At 57.9% G+C, this 22,779-nt stretch carries 25 protein-coding genes; 8 read left to right on the plus strand and 17 right to left on the minus strand.

Annotation, left to right across the window (positions count from 1 at the left end; genetic code table 11):
- Positions 1-107 precede the first annotated feature (107 nt).
- Positions 108-467 (plus strand): hypothetical protein, encoded by a 360-nt coding sequence (locus AC2FJZ_RS09485; protein ID WP_496777256.1) that lies wholly within the window; start codon positions 108-110, stop codon positions 465-467.
- Between the two features lie 104 nt (positions 468-571).
- On the opposite strand, the gene AC2FJZ_RS09490 is transcribed toward AC2FJZ_RS09485, so the two are convergent.
- Entirely contained in the window at positions 572-760 is a 189-nt protein-coding gene (locus AC2FJZ_RS09490) for a hypothetical protein (protein WP_050604769.1), read from the minus strand.
- Positions 761-989: 229 nt separating this feature from the next.
- Here AC2FJZ_RS09490 and AC2FJZ_RS09495 point away from each other — a divergent pair, with 229 nt between their 5' ends.
- On the plus strand, positions 990-1,232 hold the full coding sequence (locus tag AC2FJZ_RS09495) for a CDGSH iron-sulfur domain-containing protein (RefSeq protein WP_496669667.1): 243 nt from the start codon (positions 990-992) through the stop codon (positions 1,230-1,232).
- On the opposite strand, the gene AC2FJZ_RS09500 is transcribed toward AC2FJZ_RS09495, so the two are convergent.
- From AC2FJZ_RS09500 to AC2FJZ_RS09520, 5 genes are all read right to left on the minus strand, one after another.
- Entirely contained in the window at positions 1,233-1,493 is a 261-nt protein-coding gene (locus AC2FJZ_RS09500) for a DUF6455 family protein (RefSeq protein WP_496777258.1), read from the minus strand. It abuts the gene before it with no gap.
- Positions 1,493-1,762 (minus strand): DUF6455 family protein, encoded by a 270-nt coding sequence (locus AC2FJZ_RS09505; RefSeq protein ID WP_496777259.1) that lies wholly within the window; start codon positions 1,760-1,762, stop codon positions 1,493-1,495. Before AC2FJZ_RS09505 ends, AC2FJZ_RS09500 begins: the two co-directional genes overlap by 1 nt.
- A 14-nt stretch (positions 1,763-1,776) precedes the next feature.
- On the minus strand, positions 1,777-2,028 hold the full coding sequence (locus AC2FJZ_RS09510) for a DUF6455 family protein (protein ID WP_496777261.1): 252 nt from the start codon (positions 2,026-2,028) through the stop codon (positions 1,777-1,779).
- A 68-nt stretch (positions 2,029-2,096) separates the two neighbouring features.
- A complete protein-coding gene (locus tag AC2FJZ_RS09515) occupies positions 2,097-2,465 on the minus strand; it encodes a YigZ family protein (RefSeq protein ID WP_050604774.1) in 369 nt (122 codons plus the stop codon).
- Positions 2,462-3,169, minus strand: coding sequence for a M48 family metallopeptidase (locus AC2FJZ_RS09520; RefSeq protein ID WP_050604875.1), 708 nt, complete (start codon positions 3,167-3,169; stop codon positions 2,462-2,464). The genes AC2FJZ_RS09515 and AC2FJZ_RS09520 overlap by 4 nt, the downstream gene beginning before the upstream one ends.
- Before the next feature lie 121 nt (positions 3,170-3,290).
- On the opposite strand from AC2FJZ_RS09520, the gene AC2FJZ_RS09525 reads away from it, so the two are divergent.
- Positions 3,291-3,539, plus strand: coding sequence for a DUF8831 family protein (locus tag AC2FJZ_RS09525; protein WP_050604775.1), 249 nt, complete (start codon positions 3,291-3,293; stop codon positions 3,537-3,539).
- Here AC2FJZ_RS09525 and AC2FJZ_RS09530 read toward each other — a convergent pair.
- Positions 3,527-3,802, minus strand: a complete 276-nt coding sequence (locus AC2FJZ_RS09530; RefSeq protein ID WP_496777392.1) for a DUF167 domain-containing protein — start codon at positions 3,800-3,802, stop codon at positions 3,527-3,529. The genes AC2FJZ_RS09525 and AC2FJZ_RS09530 overlap by 13 nt on opposite strands.
- A 135-nt stretch (positions 3,803-3,937) precedes the next feature.
- On the opposite strand from AC2FJZ_RS09530, the gene AC2FJZ_RS09535 reads away from it, so the two are divergent.
- On the plus strand, positions 3,938-4,516 hold the full coding sequence (locus AC2FJZ_RS09535; RefSeq protein WP_496777263.1) for a nitroreductase family protein: 579 nt from the start codon (positions 3,938-3,940) through the stop codon (positions 4,514-4,516).
- Positions 4,513-5,211 (plus strand): EI24 domain-containing protein, encoded by a 699-nt coding sequence (locus tag AC2FJZ_RS09540; protein WP_496669482.1) that lies wholly within the window; start codon positions 4,513-4,515, stop codon positions 5,209-5,211. The genes AC2FJZ_RS09535 and AC2FJZ_RS09540 overlap by 4 nt, the downstream gene beginning before the upstream one ends.
- A gap of 6 nt (positions 5,212-5,217) precedes the next feature.
- Here AC2FJZ_RS09540 and AC2FJZ_RS09545 read toward each other — a convergent pair whose 3' ends face one another.
- Positions 5,218-5,490: a DUF1467 family protein gene (locus AC2FJZ_RS09545; protein ID WP_050604777.1), complete on the minus strand. Its 273-nt coding sequence runs from the start codon at positions 5,488-5,490 to the stop codon at positions 5,218-5,220.
- 24 nt (positions 5,491-5,514) lie between these two features.
- Entirely contained in the window at positions 5,515-5,919 is a 405-nt protein-coding gene (gene mce / locus AC2FJZ_RS09550) for a methylmalonyl-CoA epimerase (RefSeq protein ID WP_496777265.1), read from the minus strand.
- 136 nt (positions 5,920-6,055) lie between these two features.
- On the opposite strand from mce, the gene AC2FJZ_RS09555 reads away from it, so the two are divergent.
- Positions 6,056-6,775 carry a response regulator gene (locus tag AC2FJZ_RS09555; RefSeq protein ID WP_496777267.1) on the plus strand — a complete coding sequence of 240 codons (720 nt, stop codon included), beginning with the start codon at positions 6,056-6,058 and terminating at the stop codon, positions 6,773-6,775.
- Positions 6,776-6,957: 182 nt separating this feature from the next.
- On the opposite strand, the gene aspS is transcribed toward AC2FJZ_RS09555, so the two are convergent.
- The 4 genes from aspS to AC2FJZ_RS09575 all read right to left on the minus strand — a co-directional run bounded on the left by aspS (position 6,958) and on the right by AC2FJZ_RS09575 (position 11,210).
- Positions 6,958-8,733: an aspartate--tRNA ligase gene (gene aspS / locus AC2FJZ_RS09560; RefSeq protein WP_496777270.1), complete on the minus strand. Its 1,776-nt coding sequence runs from the start codon at positions 8,731-8,733 to the stop codon at positions 6,958-6,960.
- A gap of 79 nt (positions 8,734-8,812) precedes the next feature.
- Positions 8,813-9,466, minus strand: a complete 654-nt coding sequence (locus tag AC2FJZ_RS09565; protein WP_496669665.1) for a CPBP family intramembrane glutamic endopeptidase — start codon at positions 9,464-9,466, stop codon at positions 8,813-8,815.
- Positions 9,467-9,480: 14 nt separating this feature from the next.
- Positions 9,481-10,128, minus strand: coding sequence for an aminotransferase class IV family protein (locus AC2FJZ_RS09570; protein ID WP_496777271.1), 648 nt, complete (start codon positions 10,126-10,128; stop codon positions 9,481-9,483).
- On the minus strand, positions 10,083-11,210 hold the full coding sequence (locus tag AC2FJZ_RS09575; RefSeq protein WP_496777273.1) for an aminodeoxychorismate synthase component I: 1,128 nt from the start codon (positions 11,208-11,210) through the stop codon (positions 10,083-10,085). Before AC2FJZ_RS09575 ends, AC2FJZ_RS09570 begins: the two co-directional genes overlap by 46 nt.
- 177 nt (positions 11,211-11,387) lie before the next feature.
- On the opposite strand from AC2FJZ_RS09575, the gene carB reads away from it, so the two are divergent.
- Entirely contained in the window at positions 11,388-14,732 is a 3,345-nt protein-coding gene (gene carB / locus AC2FJZ_RS09580; RefSeq protein WP_050604784.1) for a carbamoyl-phosphate synthase large subunit, read from the plus strand.
- Positions 14,733-14,957: 225 nt separating this feature from the next.
- On the opposite strand, the gene AC2FJZ_RS09585 is transcribed toward carB, so the two are convergent.
- Genes AC2FJZ_RS09585 through AC2FJZ_RS09595 form a run of 3 tightly spaced genes read right to left on the minus strand, consistent with a single transcriptional unit; the run spans position 14,958 to position 19,512 of the window.
- Positions 14,958-17,999 (minus strand): efflux RND transporter permease subunit, encoded by a 3,042-nt coding sequence (locus tag AC2FJZ_RS09585; protein WP_496777274.1) that lies wholly within the window; start codon positions 17,997-17,999, stop codon positions 14,958-14,960.
- Between the two features lie 11 nt (positions 18,000-18,010).
- On the minus strand, positions 18,011-19,048 hold the full coding sequence (locus tag AC2FJZ_RS09590) for an efflux RND transporter periplasmic adaptor subunit (RefSeq protein ID WP_496777276.1): 1,038 nt from the start codon (positions 19,046-19,048) through the stop codon (positions 18,011-18,013).
- Positions 19,045-19,512: a MarR family winged helix-turn-helix transcriptional regulator gene (locus AC2FJZ_RS09595; protein WP_496777279.1), complete on the minus strand. Its 468-nt coding sequence runs from the start codon at positions 19,510-19,512 to the stop codon at positions 19,045-19,047. The genes AC2FJZ_RS09590 and AC2FJZ_RS09595 overlap by 4 nt, the downstream gene beginning before the upstream one ends.
- 158 nt (positions 19,513-19,670) lie before the next feature.
- Between AC2FJZ_RS09595 and AC2FJZ_RS09600 the strand changes: the two genes are divergently transcribed.
- The gene (locus AC2FJZ_RS09600; protein WP_496669465.1) at positions 19,671-20,795 is read left to right on the plus strand and encodes a beta-ketoacyl-ACP synthase III; all 1,125 of its coding nucleotides are present in this window, start codon (positions 19,671-19,673) and stop codon (positions 20,793-20,795) included.
- 6 nt (positions 20,796-20,801) lie between these two features.
- Here the strand turns inward: AC2FJZ_RS09600 and AC2FJZ_RS09605 are convergent, their stop codons facing one another.
- Positions 20,802-22,604: a hypothetical protein gene (locus tag AC2FJZ_RS09605; protein ID WP_496777281.1), complete on the minus strand. Its 1,803-nt coding sequence runs from the start codon at positions 22,602-22,604 to the stop codon at positions 20,802-20,804.
- Between the last annotated feature and the right edge of the window lie 175 nt (positions 22,605-22,779).

Below are 22,779 nucleotides of genomic sequence, written 5' to 3' on the forward strand. Positions count from 1 at the left end.
TTCCGCCCACCCGTTTCACCGCAGATGGGCAAAGCGTGAAGCAAGTTTATTGGTCGAACCCACAAAAAGACCCGATCTTAGACTGAAAGCCACCTACGGAGGGTTTCATGTCTCGATACGTCAAACTTGTCCTGAACGGCGTGGTGTTCCTGATCGCCGCGTTATGTCTTGCAACGCCCTCTTCCGCGCAAACTGCACCGGGCGGCCCCACCGGCTGGATCGCGGTCAGTGGCAAAAATTTCAGCTTTCAGAGTACCGGCCACCTCAAGATCAAGCGATATTATCTTGCGCCAAAATCCAAGGCACATGTCGAACGCCCGCAGGTGCACCACAAAAAGCATCCCAATACACATCGCTTTCACGCACCGAAACGGCGCGTGATCGGACATGTGCCTTACAGGCAGATCAAACGGCACAAGTTCAAATCGTTCAGGTATAAGCACAAATACGGCTTCAAAAAATACTGAACCGCCGAACGATGTGCGTTTGGTACAAATAGAAAGCCGCCTCAAAGGCGGCTGTCCATCGAACAATGTGCAGGCGGTCCGGTCATGGACCGCCTGCTAAAGGCTTATTGAGTAATCGGGTCACAGACCGTCTGGCCAGCCTCGGTTGTGGCAAGTTGATATCCGCCTGGGCAACTGGGTGTGCCGGCTTTGTCATAGCTGGGCTGTACATAAACAGGTGTCGGTTCTTCCTGCTGCGCGCAAGCAGTCAGGATCAGAGCAAATGCGCCAACGGCAGCGAGTTTCAGTTTCATGTCCGTCAATCCTCTATTACTTTTCTGATATTGCCCAGCTTTTCGGGGCCATAACCAGAATACGGGCTGAACTTCGATCTGGCAACTGAATCGGTCACGTCTTCGTGACTCAGGGCGAATCCATGCCAGTTCGGGCGGGAAAGGCTGACCTATGCAGCCTCAAAGCTACTCTTTTGGCGGCTTTGATCTAAACTGTGGTCTCGACATCAGCCAAAGACGGAGAAGCCATATGTCAGACACGCCAAACATTGCCCAGAAATCACCGATTCCGGTCGAGGTTATCGAAGGGAAAACCTATTTTTGGTGCTCATGTGGAAAGTCTTCGCGGCAACCGTTTTGTGACGGATCCCACAAAGGCAGCGGGTTTGAGCCGTTGAAATACACCGCTGACACCAGCAAAAAGGTCTTTTTTTGTGGATGCAAACACAGCGCCAAGCAACCTTTATGCGACGGCAGTCACAACAAGCTGTGATCAGGTTCTCAACCCATTCAAGGTCTCGGCATTTGCGCAGAATTCCGGGGCTTTGTCGGCCAACGTCTTCTGATTTGCCAGCCACAAGGCACACTGCCCTTCGCAGTTCGAGGCGCGACAACGCGTGACCAATTCGGCGTAACCTTCGGGTGACAGGCGGCCCTCTGCCATCGCCTCGGTCAGGGAAATACCCATGCAACGCGAGACAGAGCGTGTCAGCCAGAAATGCTGTTCAATCTCGCCCAACGCGATCTGTGCCATCACGCTTGCTCCAATTGCTGGGCCTTGAGAGCAGCGAATCGCTCTGTGTTCGGGCAGGTACTTGGTGCCTGTTCGATCTGATCACGCTGTTCCAGCCATTCCGGACAGTCATGAGCCCACGCACAACCGCGACATTGCTGCACGAACTCGGCCCATTCTTCGTGGTTCAGATGCCCCTTGCGATATGCCACCGCCAAATCGGTTCCGGTGGCCTGACCCATGCGCAGCACCAGACGCAGATGGGTCATGATATTGCCCAGTTGTGGCATGGCATACTTTCAATTCATGGCATAAGTTTATGGAGTAATTCCTGGTTCCGGCAATATTCCGGTGCCCCCTGTACGGCGGTTGTTTGACTCAGCAGAGCCTGACAATGCTCGGGGTTCGGACAATCCGTGCATCGCAAAACCGCCTCGGATATCTGGTCCACGGAAACCGAGCCGCCAATGGCAGCTTCTTCAAGATCGATGTCCAGCTTTCTGGCCATGTCGTCCACCAAACCGGCGTGGAGCCGCAAGGTCTCTCGAGTGGGCATGTCGGTTCCTTTCCTTTCGCGCTTTGTCAAAAGGGTAGCGAATCTGCATCTTCAAACATTGACACAGGTCAAGATGCGACACCGATGTGATCGAGATAAGCGCGGGTGGCGTCCTGAACCCTGCGAAACCGGTCCCCACCCAGTTTTTTGCCGCCATACCAGCGGGTGACAATGATCACGTGGTTCTGCAACCCCGCCCTTTCGATCATGCGCAGGATCACCATGCCTGCCCCACTTTCCCCGTCATCGGCCTTCAACGCGCCGGTCGGCAAATTTGCGGCCCAGGTGTTGTGGGTCGCTTTGGCATAGCTTTTGTCCGATTTCAGGTCATCCAGCACGGCATCAATCTCGGTTCGTGACGCTACGGTGGCCCCGGACACCGCATATTTCGAGCCTCGATCCGTCAGGATCACCCCCAAACGCACAAGACCGGTCATTGTGTCAGGCCCAACTGTGCCGCCGTTTTGATCACAATCTGAACGCGCTGCGCATTTGGCGGGTGAGTTCCCAGAAACTTGTCGCCGGGGTCCGGGATCCGTTCAAAGAACTTCGCTCCAACCAGAGGATTGTATCCCGCATCGTATGTTATGATCGTTCCCAACTGGTCTGCCTCCAGCTCAAAATCCTTCAGGTAAGCTTGAACACCAACCTTGGCCCCCAGCTTTTGCGCCTCTTCTATGGCGGCCGCATCACCGCCGCGCAACTGCTCTCGTCTACCAAACTCTGCTGCGCTGGCGCTGGCGTTCTCGCTTTGCCGGGCGATATGCCCCAAAACGTGATGCGCCGCTTCATGCCCCATGACAAAGGCAAGCTCATCGGCGTTCTGAGCAGATCGGATCATCGACCGCGTGAAAATGATCACCGGCTGCCCGTTCTCATCCAGTGTTTGAAACGCGTTGGCCTGGGCGCGCGGATTCAGATCGACAAGAACCCTGAACTCACAATTCTTGCGTCCAGGTTGTTTCAGACATTGCTTGCGTGCCTCGGCTCCGATGGCCTGACTAACCTGCTGAAAGGTCTGAATCTCAGGACCAGAACCTGGCTCATCCCTAACCCAATCTTCGGATGTTTGCACCCGCAGCGTATCCTGCGCACAGGCCGCCAGCAACAGGGACAACAGTAAAATAAAGCATCTGCGCATGTCGCATCCTTTGGGCCAATCGGTCCGCCATTTCAACATAGTACGCCCCATCCGGAGAGACCACATCACACCTGGCAAGGAACGGCTTGCATTGCGTCACCGTGGCTTGCACTGTGGTCCTATGTTTTCGATTGAGCATGAATTCGACTCGACGGTCATTACACTTGTGGACGAAGGCGAAAAGCCTTTGCAGGAAGACGTTGTGATCAACAATTTCGCTGAATGCGTTACCCTTGAGCAATTGGACCCGCGCACTGAACAAGTTCAGAAGATCACCCTGTCACCGGAACAGGTGCGCGATCTGGCCGCCGCGCTGGACCTGCCCGAGGGCGTTTATCAGATACGCGAAACCGGACCTCAGGGGTCATAGACAAAGACCTTGTTCCGCGCGGTCTGCCCCTGTCTCAGAGTTAGCGTCGAGGGGGCAATACCAAGGCACTTGGCAAGCAACACCAGAACCGCCTGATTGGCTTTGCCGTTCTCGGGCGGGGCGGTCACGAACACCCTGATCTGATCTTCTTCACAGATCACCCGATCCCGTGCCGCCTTGGGCGTCACCTTTACGTTCAGTGTAGCCCCGGCCTGTGCCAGCGCGCTGAGGTCGGGCAAGTCGCGCAGTTTGGATTTCACCATTGTCACCCCTTTTTCTTCAAAGTCTTGCATGACAGGCGTCGGAATGAAAATGATCCACGCAATGCATCGGCACACACTTGAAACAGGCAAGTTGCCGACCAAGATACAGAGTCGTGATGTAAAGGAAGTTAACATATGTCCCTGAAAAGCCCCGCCGCTCTGGAGTTTTTGCAATTGCGCCGGTCCCGGCCCGCCAAGACACTGATCGCACCGGCCCCGACACGGGACGAATTGCTGCCCTTGCTCACCGCTGCCGCGCGCAGCCCCGATCACGGTAAACTTGAGCCTTGGCGCTTTATCGTTCTGGAAAAAGGTTCCATGCCACGTCTGGCGACCCTGACGGAGGCCTGCGGGCACAAGCTGGGAAAAAGCCCGGAAGACATCGCCAAAGCGCGAAGCCAATTCGATTTGGGGCATCTGGCGGTAGCAGTCATCGAAGTGCAAAAACCGTCCGATAAAATTCCTGCCATTGAACAAACCTATTCCGCAGGCGCGGTCTGCCTGGCTCTCCTGAACGCGGCGCTGGCAGCGGGCTGGGGCGCGAATTGGCTGTCAGGCTGGCAAACACATGATCGCGACTTCTGCGTCGACGCATTTGGACTTGCAGAAAACGAACGTGTGGCTGGGTTGATTCACATCGCAACCGAAGGAACAGCCCCGCCGGAACGCCCGCGACCCGACGTGGCGGCCTTGACGGAATGGGTCACGGAATGATCATCCTGAACGCCTTTTTCAGCGCACTTGGCCAGACCGGAGACCCTAAGTTTCGCGCCGTTTTGCTGCGCGGTGTGGGATTGACGATCCTACTTTTGATTGTTGCTTGTGCGGGGGCGATCTGGCTGATCAACTGGTTGTCGGGCAGTGAGATATCTCTGCCCTTCATCGGTGCCGTACCCTGGCTGAACGACGTTCTGAACTATTCCGGGATCGTACTGGTCCTGATCCTGCCCGTTTTTCTGATGGTGCCGGTCGCATCGGCCATCACCTCGATCTTTCTGGACGAGGTTGCACAGGCGGTTGAGGACAAGCATTTTTCAGCTTTGCCGCCCGCACGGCGTATCCCGGTCTCAGAGGCGCTAATGGACGGCCTCAGCTTTCTTGGCGTTCTGATTGTCGCAAACCTGCTGGCGCTGATCCTCTATGCGATTTTCACCCCGCTTGCGCCTTTCATCTTCTGGGCGATGAACGGATTCTTGCTGGGGCGGGAATACTTCACCCTTGCAGCGATGCGTAGGATTGGGCGCGACGGGGCTCGTAAACTACGCTCCAAACATTCGACAACGATCTGGGTGGCGGGCACATTGATGGCCATTCCACTTTCGGTGCCGCTGGTGAACCTGGTGATCCCAATCATCGGGGCCGCCACGTTCACCCATATCTATCACGCCCTGTCAGACCAAAACGCCTGAAAAGGTTTACCTTTGCTCCAACTGGTTCAGCCAGTCGAAATCCCGCACCGAGATCACGCCCGAAAGAATGATCCCGGCAATGATCGCCCACAGAACCACGGAAATGCCGGTGGTGATCCACATCTTTTTTTTCATGTGATGCACTTCCGGCGCGCCCGCATGCGTGCCCGGAACGATCTCACCCAGATCACCCTGGGTCTTGATGCGGATGGGCAGCACCACAAGCAGCGTCATGAACCAGATGACGGCAAACAATACCAGTGCGGCAGTAATGGTCATTTCAGCCCCTCCGGGGTTGGGGGATTACACCTGCTCCAGCTCGACCAGGCAGCCGTTGAAGTCTTTGGGATGCAGGAACAAAACCGGCTTTCCATGCGCCCCGATCTTGGGCTCGCCCGAGCCCAGAACGCGGGCACCGGTTTCCTTCAGATGATCCCGAGCAGCGATGATGTCCTCGACCTCGTAACACACATGATGAATGCCGCCCGAGGGGTTCTTTTCCAGGAATCCGTTGATCGGGCTGTCATGACCCAGCGGATACAGAAGCTCGATCTTGGTATTGGGCAATTCGATGAACACAACTGTGACGCCGTGATCCGGCTCATCCTGCGGTGCGCCGACCTTGGCGCCCAGCGCATTGCGATATTGCGCTGAGGCGGCTTCAAGATCCGGCACGGCAATGGCGACGTGGTTCAGACGTCCAATCATGTCTCTCTCCTGCTGTCCTGCGTTGCATGGGTTATGGGGGCTGATCCGTCAAAGGACAAGTGCGCCAAATCGCGCGTTAACGTCGTGTTAGCCAGAAGTTCCTAGCGTGAGGCATCTGCTGGATAGGAGAGCTGCCATGGACGATTCGGGTCTACTTACCACCACCACCGTCACGCCCACCGCGACGCGGCCCTTGTTGGGTCAGACCATTCTGGTTGTCGAAGACAGCCGTTACGCTTGCGACGCGATCCGCCTGATGTGCCTGCACAGCGGCGCACGTATTCGCCGCGCGGATTGTCTGAAATCGGCCCGACGGCACCTGCAGATCTATCGCCCCTCTGTCATACTGATCGATATGGGCCTGCCAGATGGGTCCGGGGCCGACCTGATCGCCGAACTGGCTGAAACAACGCCCCGTGTCAGCGTCATCATGGGCCTGTCAGGCGATGATGCCAACGAAAATCAGGCACTAGCTGCCGGAGCGGATGGATTTTTGGCCAAGCCGCTAAAATCAATGTCCTATTTTCAGAAATCCATTCTGGAACGTCTGCCCGAAGATCGCCGACCAAGCGGGCTATATGCGATCCGGGATGAGGTCATCGAGCCTGATCCGATGGCCTATCAGGACGACATGGCCCATATAGCCGACGTTCTGACCGGACCCAACGATCATCGCACACTGGATTATGCCGCCCAGTTCCTGCAGGGCGTTGCACGCGAGGCAGGAGACAACGCCCTTGCGGAAGCTGCGCGCAAGCTCGCTTGGTCCCGTGCAAACGGTGCGCCCTTTACGATGCAGGCGGCGCAAGTCGCCGGGATGGTTCAGACTCGTCTGGAACAGCGGGAGGCTATCTGAAAATGGTCACGGCCTATTTCATTACCTCAACGCTTCTGTGCCTTTGGGCTTATCGCCAGACGCGACAAACAGCGCGCAGCATTCGGGTCAATCGAGATCAACTGGAAAACCCACTGGACTGATACGCGGAACGTTTCCTATCGCCATATGAAAACCGCCCGCATTTTCCGGGCGGTTTTACATTAGTCCTGAGGAATGATGCGCAGACCAAGCTCCATCAACTGATCCGAGGTCGGATCAGAGGGTGCATCCATCATCAGATCTTCGGCGCGCTGGTTCATCGGGAACATCATCACTTCGCGAATATTGGCCTCATCCGCCAGCAACATCACGATCCGGTCAATGCCCGCCGCACACCCACCGTGCGGGGGAGCGCCATAGTGGAAGGCGTTGAACAGAGCGCCAAAGCGGGATTTGACTTCATCCTCGCCATAGCCTGCCAGTTCAAAGGCTTTCAGCATGATTTCCGGCTTGTGGTTCCGGATCGCGCCCGAAACCAACTCGTACCCGTTACAGGCCAAATCGTACTGGTATCCGCGCACGTCCAGCGGGTTACCTTGCAGCGCTTCCATACCGCCCTGCGGCATCGAGAACGGGTTGTGCTCAAAATCGATCGCGCCGGTTTCTTCGTCCTGCTCGTAGATCGGGAAGTCCACGATCCAGGCAAAGGCAAAGCGGTCTTTCTCGGTCAGGTTCAGTTCTTCACCGATCACGTCGCGCGCTTTACCTGCAACCTTTTCAAAGGCTTTCGGCTTACCACCCAGGAAGAACGCCGCATCGCCGACACCCAGACCCAGTTGCTGACGGATCGCTTCGGTGCGCTCGGGGCCGATGTTCTTGGCCAACGGGCCAGCGGCCTCCATCCCTTCGCCCTGATCGCGCCAGAAGATATAGCCCATGCCGGGCAGACCCTCTTTCTGGACAAAGGCGTTCATGCGGTCACAGAACTTGCGGCTGCCACCGGTCGGCGCTGGGATGGCGCGGATTTCGGTGCCGTCCGGCTCCAACAGCTTTGCGAAAATCGCAAAGCCAGACCCGCGGAAGTGGTCAGAGACCACTTGCATTTTGATAGGGTTCCGCAGGTCGGGCTTGTCGCTGCCATACCACAGGGCCGCGTCCTTGTAGGAAATTTGCGGCCAGTCCTGATCGACCTTGCGGCCTCCACCGAACTCTTCAAACACGCCGGTCAGAACAGGCTGGATCGTGTCGAACACGTCCTGCTGCTCGACAAAGGACATCTCGAGGTCAAGCTGGTAGAAATCGGTGGGCGAACGGTCGGCACGCGGGTCTTCGTCGCGAAAGCATGGCGCAATCTGGAAATACTTGTCGAAGCCCGACACCATGATCAGCTGTTTGAACTGCTGAGGGGCCTGAGGCAGCGCGTAGAACTTGCCCGGATGCAGGCGCGAGGGCACCAGGAAATCGCGTGCACCTTCGGGCGAGGACGCAGTGATGATCGGCGTTTGATATTCGCGGAAACCCTGATCCCACATACGTTTGCGCATCGAGGACACAACGTCCGAGCGCAGGGTCATGTTCTGCTGCATCGCTTCGCGGCGCAGGTCCAGGTAGCGATAGCGCAGGCGGGTTTCTTCAGGGTATTCCTGATCGCCGAACACCATCAGCGGCAGTTCGTCGGCAGCACCCAGCACTTCCAGTTCACGCACGTAAACTTCGATCTCGCCGGTGGGCAGCTTTGCGTTCACCAGTTCCGGGTCACGCGCTTTGACGGTGCCGTCGATGCGAATGCACCATTCGGACCGGACTTTTTCCAACTCGGCAAAAGCCGCGCTGTCGCCGTCGCACAGAACCTGCGTCACACCAAAATGGTCGCGCAGGTCGATGAACAGCACGCCACCGTGATCGCGAACCCGATGCACCCAACCGGACAGGCGGACGGTTTCACCAACATTGGCGGCGGTCAGAGCGGCGCAGGTGTGGCTGCGGTAGGCGTGCATGGATCATATCCCTTCGGGCGCAGAATTCGTCGCGCCGATACACCCCGTCAAGCCCGGAAAGTCAAGGCAGGTCGCGCCGTCAAAACGGCCTTTGCACATTGCCTGAGTAGAAATAGACACCCAGCCCCACCGCAAAGATGATATTGCCCGCAATTGCGTGCAACAGCACCGCATAGAAGAACGAGCCGCGCTGTCGATACGCCCACGTGAACAATAGCCCGCCCGCGAAGGTCATCAGTGCGACGATCCAGCTCCAGTACATCAGGTGGGCGAACGAAAATACTGCGGCATTTAACAGATAGGCCGCGCGTCCGTTAGGAAGGATCGCGTGATAGCGGCGGAAGAACAGAGGGCGGAACAGCAGCTCTTGCGGCAGGGCAGACAGCAATGGATAGCCGACCCAGATGAACGCCAGCATCTCGGGGCGGTGTATTACCAAGAAAAACGCGGCATCCGGACGCGTAACGTGTATCAACCCCACGCAGAAGACGGTCATGATGGCGGCAAAAAGTGCCACCTCACGCAGCGACCAGTTGGCCCAGTCATAACGCAGTTCAGCCCACTGAAAGCCTGGTGTCCGGTGCAACAACACTATACCCAGCCCAGTCAAGGCAAACAGCGCCGGGAACATCCAGTTGGGTGGGAAAAGAACGGCGATCAGCAAAGGCAGGCCAACATAGAAAAGGCCAAATTCCAGCCTCAGCCGTGGCAGTGCAACCAGCGGTCCGATCATCGTGCTGTCTTTGGTCACGTGTCTATCAGCTCCACCCGGATCAGCCCGCGCAATGAATTGCCCATATGTACAATTTGCGCGTTTTTGAGATCGGTCAAGGTCAGTACGGCTTCTGTAACTGTTTCTTTATCCAGCAGTTCTTCACGCAGTATCCCCGGCAACAGCCCGCTGGACAGGGCGGGTGTCAGAACTCGACCATCGGACATTTCCAAAAACACGTTTGATATGGTGCCTTCGCACAATTCGCCAAGCTCATTCAGGAACAACAGCTCATCGACACCTTCGGGCAACCCTGCGCGCGCAGAGTCATAGAGTGATCGTTGGGTTGTCTTGTGATGCAACCACAGGTCATTCGAAGCCAGACGCTGATCGGACAAAGCGACGCGCCAGATTGATGGATTGGCAGCCAGAACACCAGTCGTCAGATCAAACACACCAGATGCGTCCAGTGTCAGGCGGCAACGTAACGGGGTATCGCCGACAGCTTCATTCAGCACAGCAGTCGCTTGATCCGGGTTAAACGGAATATCAACGACCCCTGCCGTGCGGGCCATACGCGCCAGATGACGGTCCTGCCGAATGAACCCCCGCTCAGGCCGGAAAGCCAGCGTTTCGATCAGACGGAAATCAGGCTCAGCTGGCGGGCGAAGCGGGCTTTCCATAGCGCCTCCTCATATTCTGACGGGGCGGTGCTGTCCCAGACGACTCCACCGCCTACGTTCAGAGTGGCGTGATCGTCTTCAAGCATCAAGGTGCGGATGGCCACATTGAATTCGGACCGACCGTCAGGCGCAGCCCAGCCAATGGTGCCGCAATAGATGTCACGCGCCCACGGCTCCAGCTCGGCCAGAATCTCAATTGCACGAATCTTAGGCGCACCGGTGATCGACCCACAGGGGAACAGCGCCGTCAGAATCTCACCCAGCCCGACGCATTTATGCAATTGCGCCCGGACCAGCGAGACCATCTGATGCACAGTGGCATAGGTTTCGACCCGAAACAGCTCGGGAACATGAACCGACCCAGGCAACGCGACGCGGCTGATATCATTGCGCAGCAGGTCAACGATCATCAGGTTCTCTGCCCGGTTCTTTTCGTCCGTGGACAGGAAAGCCCGACGCCAATCGTCCTCTTCCGGGTCGTCGCTGCGTGGCTGGGTGCCCTTCATCGGGCGCGTTTCGATCTTTCCGCTCTCATCCGTGCGGAAAAACAGCTCGGGTGAGCGGCTAAGCAGATCCGGTAACCCATCTTGCTGCACCAATGCACCATGGCCCACTGGTTGCCCCGCAGCCAACGCGGCATAGAGTGTTTCGCTGTCGCCCGAAACCGTCAGGTCAATCGGGAAGGTTAAGTTGGCCTGATAGATGTCGCCCGCGCCGATGGCGTCGTGCACAGCCTGAAACGCCTGTGTATAGCACTCTTCATCCCAACGAGGTTGAAATTCGCTAACTTCACCGGCGGCGGTCGGCAGGGTAACACGATCCGGCGCGTCGTAAGCACCAAAGCACAGCAAAGGCAGGCGACGATCGTTGGGCAACAGGTTCAGCAGCCGGGGCTCCAGCGCATAACCAAGCTCGTAACTGGCGTACCCTGCCAGCCAGGCACCATCCGCGCGCGCCTCATCCAGCGCCGCCAGAGCCTGGGGAACCTCTTCCGCGACATCCGCGCGGATAATCTGGGACGGACGCTGGAACCGGGTTCCACGCCCGGCCGGTCCCTGATCGAAACGAATACGCACTTGCATCCTCAATTGCCGTGAGGGGCCGTATAGAGAATACTCCACCAAGTGAAAGAGGGGAAAGCGGCAATTTCGCCCCTGTTTCCGATCCCTCTTGCACCTTTTCGCGCGGTCCCTATAACGCAGGACAATTTGGGCGCTTGGGCGGTGCCCTGACTCGCTGACAATCAAAGGAACCAGGCCATGCCGAGAAGAACCGACATCCAGTCGATCATGATCATCGGGGCGGGCCCCATTGTTATCGGTCAGGCCTGCGAATTCGACTATTCCGGCGCTCAGGCCTGCAAGGCGCTGCGCGAGGAAGGCTACCGGGTCATTCTGGTGAATTCGAATCCGGCGACGATCATGACCGATCCCGGTCTGGCGGATGCCACTTATATCGAGCCGATCACGCCCGAAGTGGTCGCCAAGATCATCGAGAAAGAACGCCCTGACGCCCTGCTGCCCACCATGGGTGGTCAGACCGGCCTGAACACGTCGCTCGCACTGGAAGAAATGGGTGTGCTGGACAAGTTCGGTGTCGAGATGATCGGCGCCAAGCGCGACGCCATCGAGATGGCCGAAGACCGCAAACTGTTCCGCGAGGCGATGGATCGTCTGGGGCTGGAAAATCCCAAGGCCACCATCGTGACCGCACCACGCAAACCAAACGGCAGCGCGGATTTGGACGCGGGTGTACAGATCGCTTTGGATGAGCTGGAAGAGATCGGCTTGCCGGCCATCATCCGCCCTGCCTTTACCCTTGGCGGTACCGGCGGCGGCGTGGCTTATAACCGTGAAGACTATATCCACTTCTGCCGTTCAGGTATGGATGCATCGCCGGTGAACCAGATCCTCGTCGATGAAAGCTTGCTGGGCTGGAAGGAATACGAGATGGAGGTGGTGCGCGACACTGCCGACAACGCCATCATCGTTTGTTCGATTGAAAACATCGATCCGATGGGCGTTCACACGGGTGACTCGATCACCGTGGCCCCTGCCCTGACGCTGACCGACAAGGAATACCAGATCATGCGCAACGGCTCGATTGCTGTTTTGCGCGAGATCGGTGTCGAGACCGGTGGGTCGAACGTACAATGGGCGATCAACCCCGACGATGGCCGCATGGTCGTGATCGAGATGAACCCGCGTGTGTCACGCTCTTCGGCGCTGGCCTCCAAGGCAACAGGTTTCCCGATTGCCAAGATCGCCGCAAAACTGGCGGTTGGCTACACGCTGGATGAGCTGGACAACGACATCACCAAAGTCACACCTGCGTCGTTTGAACCGACCATCGACTATGTCGTAACCAAAATCCCGAAATTCGCATTCGAGAAATTTCCCGGCTCGGAACCCTACCTGACCACCGCGATGAAATCGGTGGGCGAAGCCATGTCCATCGGCCGCACGATCCACGAATCGATGCAAAAGGCGCTGGCTTCGATGGAATCGGGCCTGACCGGCTTTGATGAGATCGAAATCCCAGGCTTGAACGTGGGTCTCTGGGATGAGGCCGACGATAAAGCTGCCGTCATCAAGGCGATCAGCCAGCAAACGCCGGACCGTCTGCGTACCATTGCGCAAGCTATGCGTCATGGTCTGACCGATGACGAAATCTTCGGAGTCACCAAATTCGACCCCTGGTTCCTGGCCCGTATCCGCGAGATCATTGAAGCCGAGCGTCAGGTTCGCAAAGACGGGCTACCCGTCACCGAGCACGGTATCCGCAGACTAAAAATGCTGGGTTTCACCGATGCGCGTCTGGGCAATCTGACGGGCCGAGATGAGGACAATGTCCGCCGGGCCCGCCGCAATCTGGGCGTCACCGCCGTCTTCAAACGCATCGACACCTGCGCCGCCGAATTTGAGGCGCAGACGCCCTATATGTACTCGACCTACGAAGCCCCGATGATGGGCGAGGTCGAATGCGAAGCACGTCCGAGCGACCGGAAAAAGGTCGTCATTCTGGGCGGTGGTCCCAACCGGATCGGTCAGGGGATCGAGTTCGACTATTGCTGTTGTCACGCCTGTTTCGCGCTGACCGAAGCGGGCTATGAGACCATCATGATCAACTGCAACCCCGAGACCGTGTCGACCGACTATGACACCTCGGATCGTCTGTATTTCGAGCCTTTGACTTTCGAACACGTGATGGAAATCCTAACGAAAGAACAGGAAAACGGCACGCTGCACGGGGTCATCGTTCAGTTCGGCGGCCAGACCCCGCTGAAACTGGCCAATGCGCTTGAGGCCGAAGGTATCCCGATCCTGGGCACCACCCCGGACGCCATCGACCTGGCTGAAGACCGTGAACGGTTTCAGGCGCTGGTCAACGATTTGGGCTTGAAGCAGCCCAATAACGGCATCGCCTCCACCGACGAGCAAGCACTTGAAATCGCCGAAGACATCGGCTTCCCGCTGGTGATCCGCCCCTCTTACGTTCTGGGTGGCCGCGCGATGGAAATCGTTCGCGATATGGATCAGCTGAGACGCTACATCAACGAGGCCGTTGTGGTCTCGGGCGACAGCCCTGTTCTGCTGGACAGCTATCTTGCTGGCGCGGTTGAGCTGGACGTTGATGCGCTGTGCGATGGCACCGACGTTCATGTCGCAGGCATCATGCAACATATCGAAGAGGCCGGTGTGCACTCGGGCGACTCGGCCTGTTCGCTGCCACCCTATTCCTTGTCGAAAGAGATCCTCGCGCAGATCAAGGATCAGACGTTCAAACTGGCAAAGGCATTGAACGTTGTCGGTTTGATGAACGTCCAGTTCGCGATCAAGGACGATGAGATTTATCTGATCGAAGTGAACCCGCGCGCCTCGCGCACCGTGCCATTCGTGGCCAAGGCGACCGACAGTGCGATTGCGTCTATCGCCGCGCGCGTCATGGCAGGCGAAAAGCTGGCCAACTTCCCGCAACGCCCGCCCTACAAAACCGTGGACGATACCAAGATCGCTGATCAGATGACGCTGGCCGATCCCGATATGCCGTGGTTCTCGGTGAAAGAGGCCGTTCTGCCCTTCGCGCGCTTCCCCGGCGTTGACACGATCCTGGGCCCGGAAATGCGCTCGACCGGTGAGGTCATGGGTTGGGACCGCGACTTCCCGCGCGCCTTCCTCAAGGCACAGATGGGCGCAGGTATGGTCCTGCCGTCCTCGGGCCGTGCCTTTATCTCGATCAAGGATGCCGACAAAGGCGCAGCGATGCTTGAGGCCGCACAAGTTCTGGTCGAGCAGGGCTTCACGCTGGTCGCCACCCGCGGCACGCAAAGCTGGCTGGCGGAACAGGGTGTGCCCTGCGACGTGGTCAACAAGGTCTATGAGGGTCGCCCTGACGTGGTCGACATGCTGAAAGACGGGCAGGTCCAACTGCTGATGAACACCACCGAGGGCGCGCAGGCGGTTGAGGACAGCAAGGCCATCCGGTCCATCGCGCTTTATGACAAGATCCCGTACTACACCACCGCCGCTGCAAGCCACGCTGCTGCGCTGGCGATCAAGGCGCAGGCCGAAGAGGATGTCGAGGTGAAGTCGCTGCAGGGGTAACCCGCCTGAGCCACAATTGGCTCATTGACGAACAAACAGATGCGCGCCCGTTGACCTACCATCAACGGGCGCGCATTTTTTTCAGGCACAAGGAGTATGAATCAATGCGGGTATTTCTGGTTCTCACAACTTTCACCGTTCTGGCTGCATGTGATGTGCCGTTTGTTCCATTGATTTGACCTCACCGGGCCCGGCCTTTCAAACAGACCCGGCCTAAGCTTGTTTTCAGGTGGTCAGCGCCTCGCGTCTTTCGTCCCGCTTGAAGAAAAGCAGGTAGAACACCGGCGCGGCGACCATGGTCAGAACGGTTGCAAACGCCAGACCGCCCATGATCGTCACCGCCATCGAGACAAAGAACGCATCCGTCAACAGCGGTGCCATACCCAGAATGGTCGTGATGGCCGCCAGCATAACAGGGCGCAAACGGGAGACTGAGGCTTCGACGATGGACTCACGCAGGGGTTTTCCTGTGGCGCGAACAAGGTCGATCTCCTCCACCAGAACGATGCCGTTTTTTATCAACATGCCGGACAGGCTGAGCAGACCCAGAAGCGCGGTGAAGGTGAACGGCAGACCAGTTCCCAGCAAGCCAATGACCACGCCGTTGACCGACATCGGCACCAGTAGCCAGATGATGATCGGCTGACGGATTGCGTTGAACAGCAGGACCGAGATCAGAACCATGATCAGCAGGCTCAGCGGCAATTGCTTGCCCAGGCTTTCCTGCGCATCGCGTGAGTTTTCGAACTCACCGCCCCACTCCATCTTGTACCCGGGGGGCAGCGCGATGGCCTCGATGGCGTCCCGCACTTCGGCATGAACCTGTGCTGCCGTCAGGTCAGGCGGAATGTCCGCACCGACGGTGATGGTCAAAACACGGTCACGACGGTGCACCAGCGTATTGAGCGACTTGTACTCGAACCCGTCAACCATCTGTTCGATTGGTACAAATTTCTCAGACTGGTCCGAGTACACCACCTGATCGACGATTGAATAATCTCCGTCCACCGGTCGGCGCAGGATGATCGGGATCAGACGATCACGTTCCCGGAACACCCCCCCCGTGATGCCGTCGGTCGAGAACTGCAGCGTGGCGGCAATATCCTCGCGCGTTACACCTGCAGTCTGCGCCCGTTCGGTGGCATAGATCGGCTGCACCGCCAACTCCTGCTCGCGCCAGTCGTGGTGGACGAGCAGCGCGTTGGGCGATGCCGCAGCCATGCGCTGCACGGCCTCGTCGGCAAGCTGACGCAGCACCACCGGATCACTGCCCGAGAACCGGGCCTGGATCGGGTCACCGCCACCGGGTCCGAAGACCAGACGCTTGGTGCCAAACTCACCTTCGGGGAACTGAACAGATCCAAACGCTTCCAGATCCGCCTGCAAGGCCGGAATGTCATCCAGGTTTTCTGTGCGGATGATCATGTGCCCATAGCTCGGGTTCGGTTTTTCCGCCGAGTAGGTCAGCATGAATCGGGTAGCGCCCTGCCCCACGAAGGTTGTGACCGAAACCACGTCATCGCGGTCGGCCAGCCAGTTCTCGAACACCGCCATATCCTGCGCCGTACGCGCAATCGGTGTGCCCTGAGGCAGCTTGTAATGCACGAAGAACAGCGGCGTGTTCGAGTTCGGGAAGAACTGCTGTTTCATCAGCCCGAACCCGGCGTAACACACCACTGTTACACCAACGAGGCCGATAACAACCAACCAGCGGAAGCGGAGCGCAAAATGCAGAATTGCACCATAGATACGGAACAGGATGCCTCCGTAAGCGTCGATCTCACCTTCTTTGCCCTGCTTGAAGAAGTAGTGCCCCAACAGCGGCGTAGCAGTTATGGCCAGTATCCAGCTGAGCAACAGCGAGATACCGATCACCGCAAACAGTGAGAACAGAAACTCACCCGTCGCATCGGGGCTGAGGCCAATGCCGGCAAAGGCCATGATACCGATTACAGTGGCCCCCAACAGCGGGATCTGGGTTTTCGATGCCACATCTTCGGCGGCATCGCGCGAGGACTTGCCGCGCAACATGGAGATCTGCATCCCTTCGGCCACCACGATGGCGTTGTCTACAAGCATCCCCATAGCGATGATCAGGGCGCCCAGCGATATTCGCTCCATCTCGATCGAGAACAGCGACATGAACAAGAGCGTGCCAACCACGGTCAACAACAGGGTCGAGCCCACGACTATAGCTGCGCGCCAACCCATGAAGATACCCAGCACGGCGACCACGATGGCCACTGACATGGCAAGGTTCACAAGGAAATCGTTCGAGGCCTGCTCGACCACCACATGTTGCTGGTAGATCGGCAGAATTTCCACACCGAAGGGGATATTCGCGTCCAGTTCCGCGAATTTGGCGTCGGCCCGTTTGCCGACTTCGACGATGTTTTCCGTGGCCAGGCCCGCGATGCCAAGGGTGAACGCCTCGGTCCCGTTGTAGCGGATCATGATATCCGGATCGTTCTGACGGGCGCGATAGACGTTGGACATGTCGAACAGGTTGATCACCTGCCCTTGCGAGCCGACGGACAGGCCCGCAATGGCCGACACACTGTCAGACCCTTCGGCGGTCAAGATGGTGGTGCGTTCGTTTTCCGAGCGCAAAGATCCCGAGGAATTCACCGAATCCGCGTTGGCGATGGCTTCGTTGATCGCCTGCAGCGGTACATTCTGGTTCACCGAAATCGCCAGATCAGGCTCCACAAAGATTGCTTCATTCGGCAGGCCCTGAGCCTCGACATCCGCCACACCATCAACGGTCAGCAACTCCCGTCGCAGGAAGGTGGCCAATTCGTGCTTTTCGGCATCCGAGAACCCTTCGGCGGTTACGGCATAGAACAGACCAAACACATCGCCAAAACCGTCATTCACGTAAGGTTGGCTGACGCCCGACGGCAAGCCGCGTGCTGCGTCGCGCACTTTGGCCCGCAGGCGGGTCCAGATGGCGGGCAGTTCAGTGCCGTCGTAAGTCGACTTGATCTCGACCTCGATCAGAGATTGCCCCGGCTGGTTGACCGAGGTGATAACGTCCACCTCACCCATCTGCTGGATCGCGGATTCCAGCGGCTCAGATACTTCCAGCGCCACCTGTTCCGCTGTGGCACCAGGGTATTGCGTGGCGATAACCGCGTTTTTGATCGTGAAGGCCGGGTCTTCCAACCGGCCAAGCGACATGAACCCCCAGATGCCCCCAAACAGGGCAATGAGGATGATCAGCCATGTGTAAAGCGGTCGATCAATCGAAGCACGAGCGATGTTCATCTGTCAGCACCTCAGTTCGCGAAGCCGGTGAACCGACGCACGGGCTGACCGTCTGTCAGTACCGCGCCACCGGCAACAACAACTTCGTCACCATCGGACAAGCCCGTCAGTACCCGCACATCGCCGGTCTGCGTGGGTTCAATGGTCACCGGAACACGGCGGACGGTGCCGTCATCCGCTCCGACCGGAGAGAACACCATGACGCTGAGTTCACCGGTGGCGTCCGCGACAATGGCCGTCGCTGGTACGACGATACCTGTGCGTCCATCCCTGACCTGAACGTTCACGGTGACTGAAGATCCCGGAAGGATTTGCAATCCCTCGGGCGGAGTCAGGCCAAACTGGATACGGAATGTCTGGCCCACGCTGGAGGTTTCAGCGTCGAATTCCCGGATTTCCAGTGGGAAGACCTCGTCGCTGACGGGGAATTTGGCGGTGATCGTTCTTTCATCGTTTTGACCTGAACGTTGGAACAGGATCTCGGGCACGTCCACCTCGATGCGCAGTTCGGACATGTCGTGGATGCGAACAATGGGCGCGCCTGCCGATACGGTGGTGAAAGCCTCGACCGCGCGGCTGGAGACAAGCGCATCGAACGGCGCAGTCAGGGTTGCGTGTTCCAACTCGTATTCCGCGTCGCGCAGGGCAATCGCGGCCAGTTGCGCCTCGGTCTCCGCGTCATCGACCGCCACCTGGCTGGCCGTTGTGCCCCGCAGGCGGGACAAGCGGGCAACTGTACGGTCCGCTTGATCCTTTTGAAGACGCGCACGATCCAGACGCAGATCGAACGGCTCCTGATCCAGACGGGCAATCAGGCCATCTTTGGGGATCACGAACCCTTCGTTAACGGGCATCTCGACGATCTGACCAGCCACCTGAAAGGCCAGATCAACGGTCTGACGCGCAGCGACGCGGCCAAAGAACTGGCGGGTGAAGCCAGGTGCTGCCTCGCGCACCTGCATGAGTTTTACCGGTTTGGGGGTGCCTTGAGCGGCAATGGGGCTTGCCAGAACGGCCAGAGCAAGGCCGATAGAGGTCAGGAGTTTCATTTCTTCAATCCCTCGGGAATTCCCGTTTTCAAAACGTTGTCACGGATTTTGCACGCAAGTCGCGCGAATTCGGCGGTTTCTTCTTTGTTCAGGCCCGAAGCCCTGTGAAACAGGTCTCCGGCCTCGGCCACCAGCATATTGCGGGCCTCCTCGCCTTGGCCGGTCAGCACCAGCAACCAGGCACGGCGGTCTTCGGGGTCACGCTCGCGCGTCAAGTAGCCTGCTTTTTCAAGGGAATCGGCAGTGGCCGTGATTGTTGAAGGCACGCTTAGCATATCGGCAGCCAGTACCCCCATGCGCTTTGGCTGATCTAGCTTGATCAGCATGTGGCATTCGGGGTGGCTCAGGTCCGTTTCGATACAGTCAAATGTCTCTTCCAGCTTCCAGTACAGGGCATACACCCCCATGATCGCCTGAATCTCGGGGCTTAGGCGGCCAAGCCTGGTGCTGATATCGTTTGGCATTGAGGTTCTCCGCGCGCGTTAGGGGCGATATACTTCGATTTCTGAACTATTCAAGATATGAAATTGCGCCTCCGGAAACATTCCCTTGGGTCAACATACCTTGATCAAATCACACCATGACTGCATTTTGAGCAAATCCGAAACATTCAGGGCCCGCCATGTATACCCCCGCCATCACCGGTTCCGGTGTCTTCACGCCTCAAAACGTCATCACCAATGCAGAACTTGTTGAGGCGTTCAACGCTTATGCCGACAAACAGAACGCGAAGAATGCCGAGGCTATTGCCGCAGGGCAGATGGAGCCAATGCAACATTCCTCGGAAGAGTTCATCGTGAAGGCGTCGGGAATCGAGAACCGCTATGTGATGGACAAGTCTGGTGTGCTGGACCCGGACGTGATGCACCCGTCGCTGCGGCAGCGCAGCGACGATGAGCCCGGGATCATGACCGAGATGGCAGTGGATGCCTGCAGGAAGGCGCTTGCTCAGGCGGGGCGCAACGCGGCAGATGTCGATCTGGTAATCTGTGCGGCCTCGAACCACGAACGCGCCTATCCGGCGGTTGCGATTGAAATACAGCAGGAACTGGGTATCGACGGGTTCGGCTTTGACATGAACGTCGCCTGTTCCTCGGCCACGTTCGGCATACAGGCGGCGGCGGACATGGTGCGGTCAGGATCGGTGCGTGCGGCGCTGGTGGTGAACCCGGAAATATGCTCGGGCCATCTGGAATGGTGCGACCGCGATTGTCACTTCATCTTTGGTGATGTCGCGACGGCAACCCTGATCGAACGGATCGAAGACGCGCAAGGCCCGCATTTCGAAATCCTATCGACCCGCTGCGCCACCGCGTTTTCCAACAATATCCGCAACAACAACGGCTTTTTGCGCCGTTCGCGCCCGGATGGGATGACCGACCGGCGCGACATGCAGTTCATGCAGAACGGGCGGAAAGTGTTCAAGGAAGTGCTACCGATGGTCAGCAAGCATATCAGCGACCACATGGATGCCGAAGGGGTCAGCAATACCGACCTCAAACGCCTTTGGCTGCATCAGGCCAACAAAACCATGAACGATTTCATCGGCAAAAAGGTTCTGGGCCGTGAGCCCGAAGCGGGCGAGCAGCCAAATATCCTTCAGGATTATGCAAACACGTCATCCGCCGGGTCGATCATCGCGTTTTCGAAGTATTCCAACGACCTGCAAGACGGTGATCTTGGGCTGATCTGTTCTTTCGGGGCCGGGTATTCGGTTGGGTCGGTGATCGTAAAGCGCCACGCCTAAAAGCGCTTATTGCGCCGCAGTGACTCTAAACATTTGGAAAGCGTCTTCGCCCGAACCTGGAATGCGGGTGAGGTAGTCCGGCACCTCGCCCTCCACCAATCGCGTCTGCAAACCACGCCCGCCTGACGCCGAGCTCCAGAAATCGGCCCGTGGTGCCGAGGTGCAGAGAAGCACGTAATCTATGTTCAGCGCCCTTAAGCGCGGCGCGATACGTGTGGCGTCGGATCGAAACAAGTCGATCTGCGCCAGAATTCCGGCCTGATTGCGGTGGTAATTGCCAGCCAGTACCGCGTGGTCGGTGTAACGCAACACGTTTGCCGCAAAATCGAAGTCAATCAGAACCATACCACGGGGTAGATCGCGCAGCGCCGCATAAGCCTGCGGCGTGCGGCAAGAGGCACCGGCCTCTGAAGGGTCTTGCCCGGCGGCTGACGATGAAGCGGCAAAAGACGGGTTGAACAAAGCCCCAAACTGTTTTTCCAAACTGATGCCGATCTTGGGTGAAACGCAAATGACAAACGCCACCATCGCCAGCCCGGCGGCCACATGGCGATCCCGCGCGTAAGCGTTGTACAGCACACGCAGGATCTGCGCCTGAACCGCCACCAACGAGACGCTGAAAAAGGTCATCATCCGGGACTGGTAAAGGAAAACGACAAAGCCAACAGCGATCAGCGCAAGAAACAGGGTGTAATCCAAACCAGCGCGGGACCTGAGCGCGAAAGCCAGCGCCGCTCCCGTCGTCAGCAGGGACATCGCCATCAGGGCAATGACCTCACCCCAATGCCGTTCAAGCACAACGCTGATACCTTGCGCTTCGGCTATCTGTCCAAGCCAGAATACCCGCATCTCTTGCGGCAGCGCGTCGATAGGATTGCTGAGGCAATACGGCGCAAAGACATAGGAGCAGGCCAGTGTCACGGCCCCGGCACCGAGGCAGGCAACAATCCGGCCAGGACGAGACCAGCCGGAACCGATCCAGGCCACTGCAGCAAGACCAAGCGCCGCCACACTTGCGGGCAATGCCACGCTGATGGTCAGTGCATCACAACTTGGGTAAAAGAAACTATCCCGCCCAGTCGTCGCGAGACTGGTCAGCGCAAGGGTCAGGGCCAGTCCAACGCCGAAGGTCACAGTGCGGTGGCGCGCAGGTGTGCCGTTGATCATCCAGTCGATGGCACAAAACACCGCGATGAGTGCGATCTGCAATATGGCTTCGGTGCCCACCGACACCGACAGCGCCAGGCAAAGCCCCAGCATCCAACCGGCATAGCGCCTGTCCTTGCGCAGCACAAAAAATGCAATCGCCGCTGCAAAGAGCAGGATTTGAAGATTGTGATGATCGAAAGAGAAATAGTCGAACTTCCGCGAGTGTTCGAGAGTAAGCACGCCGATGACGAGAGCCGAGATTGCGCCCTCACGCCGGCCCAGAACACCTCCGGTCATCGCAAAGGCCCATAAAGTCAGTGCTGCCAGTAGCGCTGGCCAGAAAAAGGCCGTGATCTGAAAGGCGATGTCGGGGCCAAAAACCGGCTGGAGTGCAAAGTAAAGCCCGGCAATCGGGGCATCGACCAAGCGGGACCAGTGCATCAGGGTTCCATCGTTGGGACCCAATCGCTGCTGATAGGCATCAAACCAGCCTTGCCCTTCCAGCAGGTCGCGCACACCGACCCAGCGCATCACATCGTCGGAGCCTTCGCTGTGGCCGCTCAGCGTCATCAAGACCACAAGCACTACAAAGGCGCAGACAAAGGCCAACAAGACCACCGGATCCGTACGGCTGCTGTAGATCTGCTGCGATGTTTGCATGATCATGTGCCCTTGAAGGTGTTTTCTGCACTATATACCTATTGCACGGGCGTGACTGAATTGAGGCGCGTGTTATGGCCCTGGACATTTTCTGACCGCAATTTCTAGGCTTCTGAGCCTTGCGATCCGACGGCCGGATTTCAGCTGGATACAGGCGCCCGCATAGGAAAAACGG

The sequence above is a fragment of the Ruegeria sp. CDSA079 genome, assembly GCF_059612245.1.

Bases quoted from the DNA above. Each gene is read 5' to 3' on its own strand.
- AC2FJZ_RS09485 (WP_496777256.1), top strand. From the start codon at position 108: ATGTCTCGATACGTCAAACTTGTCCTGAACGGCGTGGTGTTCCTGATC.
- AC2FJZ_RS09490 (WP_050604769.1), bottom strand. From the start codon at position 760: ATGAAACTGAAACTCGCTGCCGTTGGCGCATTTGCTCTGATCCTGACT.
- AC2FJZ_RS09495 (WP_496669667.1), top strand. From the start codon at position 990: ATGTCAGACACGCCAAACATTGCCCAGAAATCACCGATTCCGGTCGAG.
- AC2FJZ_RS09500 (WP_496777258.1), bottom strand. From the start codon at position 1,493: ATGGCACAGATCGCGTTGGGCGAGATTGAACAGCATTTCTGGCTGACA.
- AC2FJZ_RS09505 (WP_496777259.1), bottom strand. From the start codon at position 1,762: ATGCCACAACTGGGCAATATCATGACCCATCTGCGTCTGGTGCTGCGC.
- AC2FJZ_RS09510 (WP_496777261.1), bottom strand. From the start codon at position 2,028: ATGCCCACTCGAGAGACCTTGCGGCTCCACGCCGGTTTGGTGGACGAC.
- AC2FJZ_RS09515 (WP_050604774.1), bottom strand. From the start codon at position 2,465: ATGACCGGTCTTGTGCGTTTGGGGGTGATCCTGACGGATCGAGGCTCG.
- AC2FJZ_RS09520 (WP_050604875.1), bottom strand. From the start codon at position 3,169: ATGCGCAGATGCTTTATTTTACTGTTGTCCCTGTTGCTGGCGGCCTGT.
- AC2FJZ_RS09525 (WP_050604775.1), top strand. From the start codon at position 3,291: ATGTTTTCGATTGAGCATGAATTCGACTCGACGGTCATTACACTTGTG.
- AC2FJZ_RS09530 (WP_496777392.1), bottom strand. From the start codon at position 3,802: ATGGTGAAATCCAAACTGCGCGACTTGCCCGACCTCAGCGCGCTGGCA.
- AC2FJZ_RS09535 (WP_496777263.1), top strand. From the start codon at position 3,938: ATGTCCCTGAAAAGCCCCGCCGCTCTGGAGTTTTTGCAATTGCGCCGG.
- AC2FJZ_RS09540 (WP_496669482.1), top strand. From the start codon at position 4,513: ATGATCATCCTGAACGCCTTTTTCAGCGCACTTGGCCAGACCGGAGAC.
- AC2FJZ_RS09545 (WP_050604777.1), bottom strand. From the start codon at position 5,490: ATGACCATTACTGCCGCACTGGTATTGTTTGCCGTCATCTGGTTCATG.
- mce (WP_496777265.1), bottom strand. From the start codon at position 5,919: ATGATTGGACGTCTGAACCACGTCGCCATTGCCGTGCCGGATCTTGAA.
- AC2FJZ_RS09555 (WP_496777267.1), top strand. From the start codon at position 6,056: ATGGACGATTCGGGTCTACTTACCACCACCACCGTCACGCCCACCGCG.
- aspS (WP_496777270.1), bottom strand. From the start codon at position 8,733: ATGCACGCCTACCGCAGCCACACCTGCGCCGCTCTGACCGCCGCCAAT.
- AC2FJZ_RS09565 (WP_496669665.1), bottom strand. From the start codon at position 9,466: ATGATCGGACCGCTGGTTGCACTGCCACGGCTGAGGCTGGAATTTGGC.
- AC2FJZ_RS09570 (WP_496777271.1), bottom strand. From the start codon at position 10,128: ATGGAAAGCCCGCTTCGCCCGCCAGCTGAGCCTGATTTCCGTCTGATC.
- AC2FJZ_RS09575 (WP_496777273.1), bottom strand. From the start codon at position 11,210: ATGCAAGTGCGTATTCGTTTCGATCAGGGACCGGCCGGGCGTGGAACC.
- carB (WP_050604784.1), top strand. From the start codon at position 11,388: ATGCCGAGAAGAACCGACATCCAGTCGATCATGATCATCGGGGCGGGC.
- AC2FJZ_RS09585 (WP_496777274.1), bottom strand. From the start codon at position 17,999: ATGAACATCGCTCGTGCTTCGATTGATCGACCGCTTTACACATGGCTG.
- AC2FJZ_RS09590 (WP_496777276.1), bottom strand. From the start codon at position 19,048: ATGAAACTCCTGACCTCTATCGGCCTTGCTCTGGCCGTTCTGGCAAGC.
- AC2FJZ_RS09595 (WP_496777279.1), bottom strand. From the start codon at position 19,512: ATGCCAAACGATATCAGCACCAGGCTTGGCCGCCTAAGCCCCGAGATT.
- AC2FJZ_RS09600 (WP_496669465.1), top strand. From the start codon at position 19,671: ATGTATACCCCCGCCATCACCGGTTCCGGTGTCTTCACGCCTCAAAAC.
- AC2FJZ_RS09605 (WP_496777281.1), bottom strand. From the start codon at position 22,604: ATGCAAACATCGCAGCAGATCTACAGCAGCCGTACGGATCCGGTGGTC.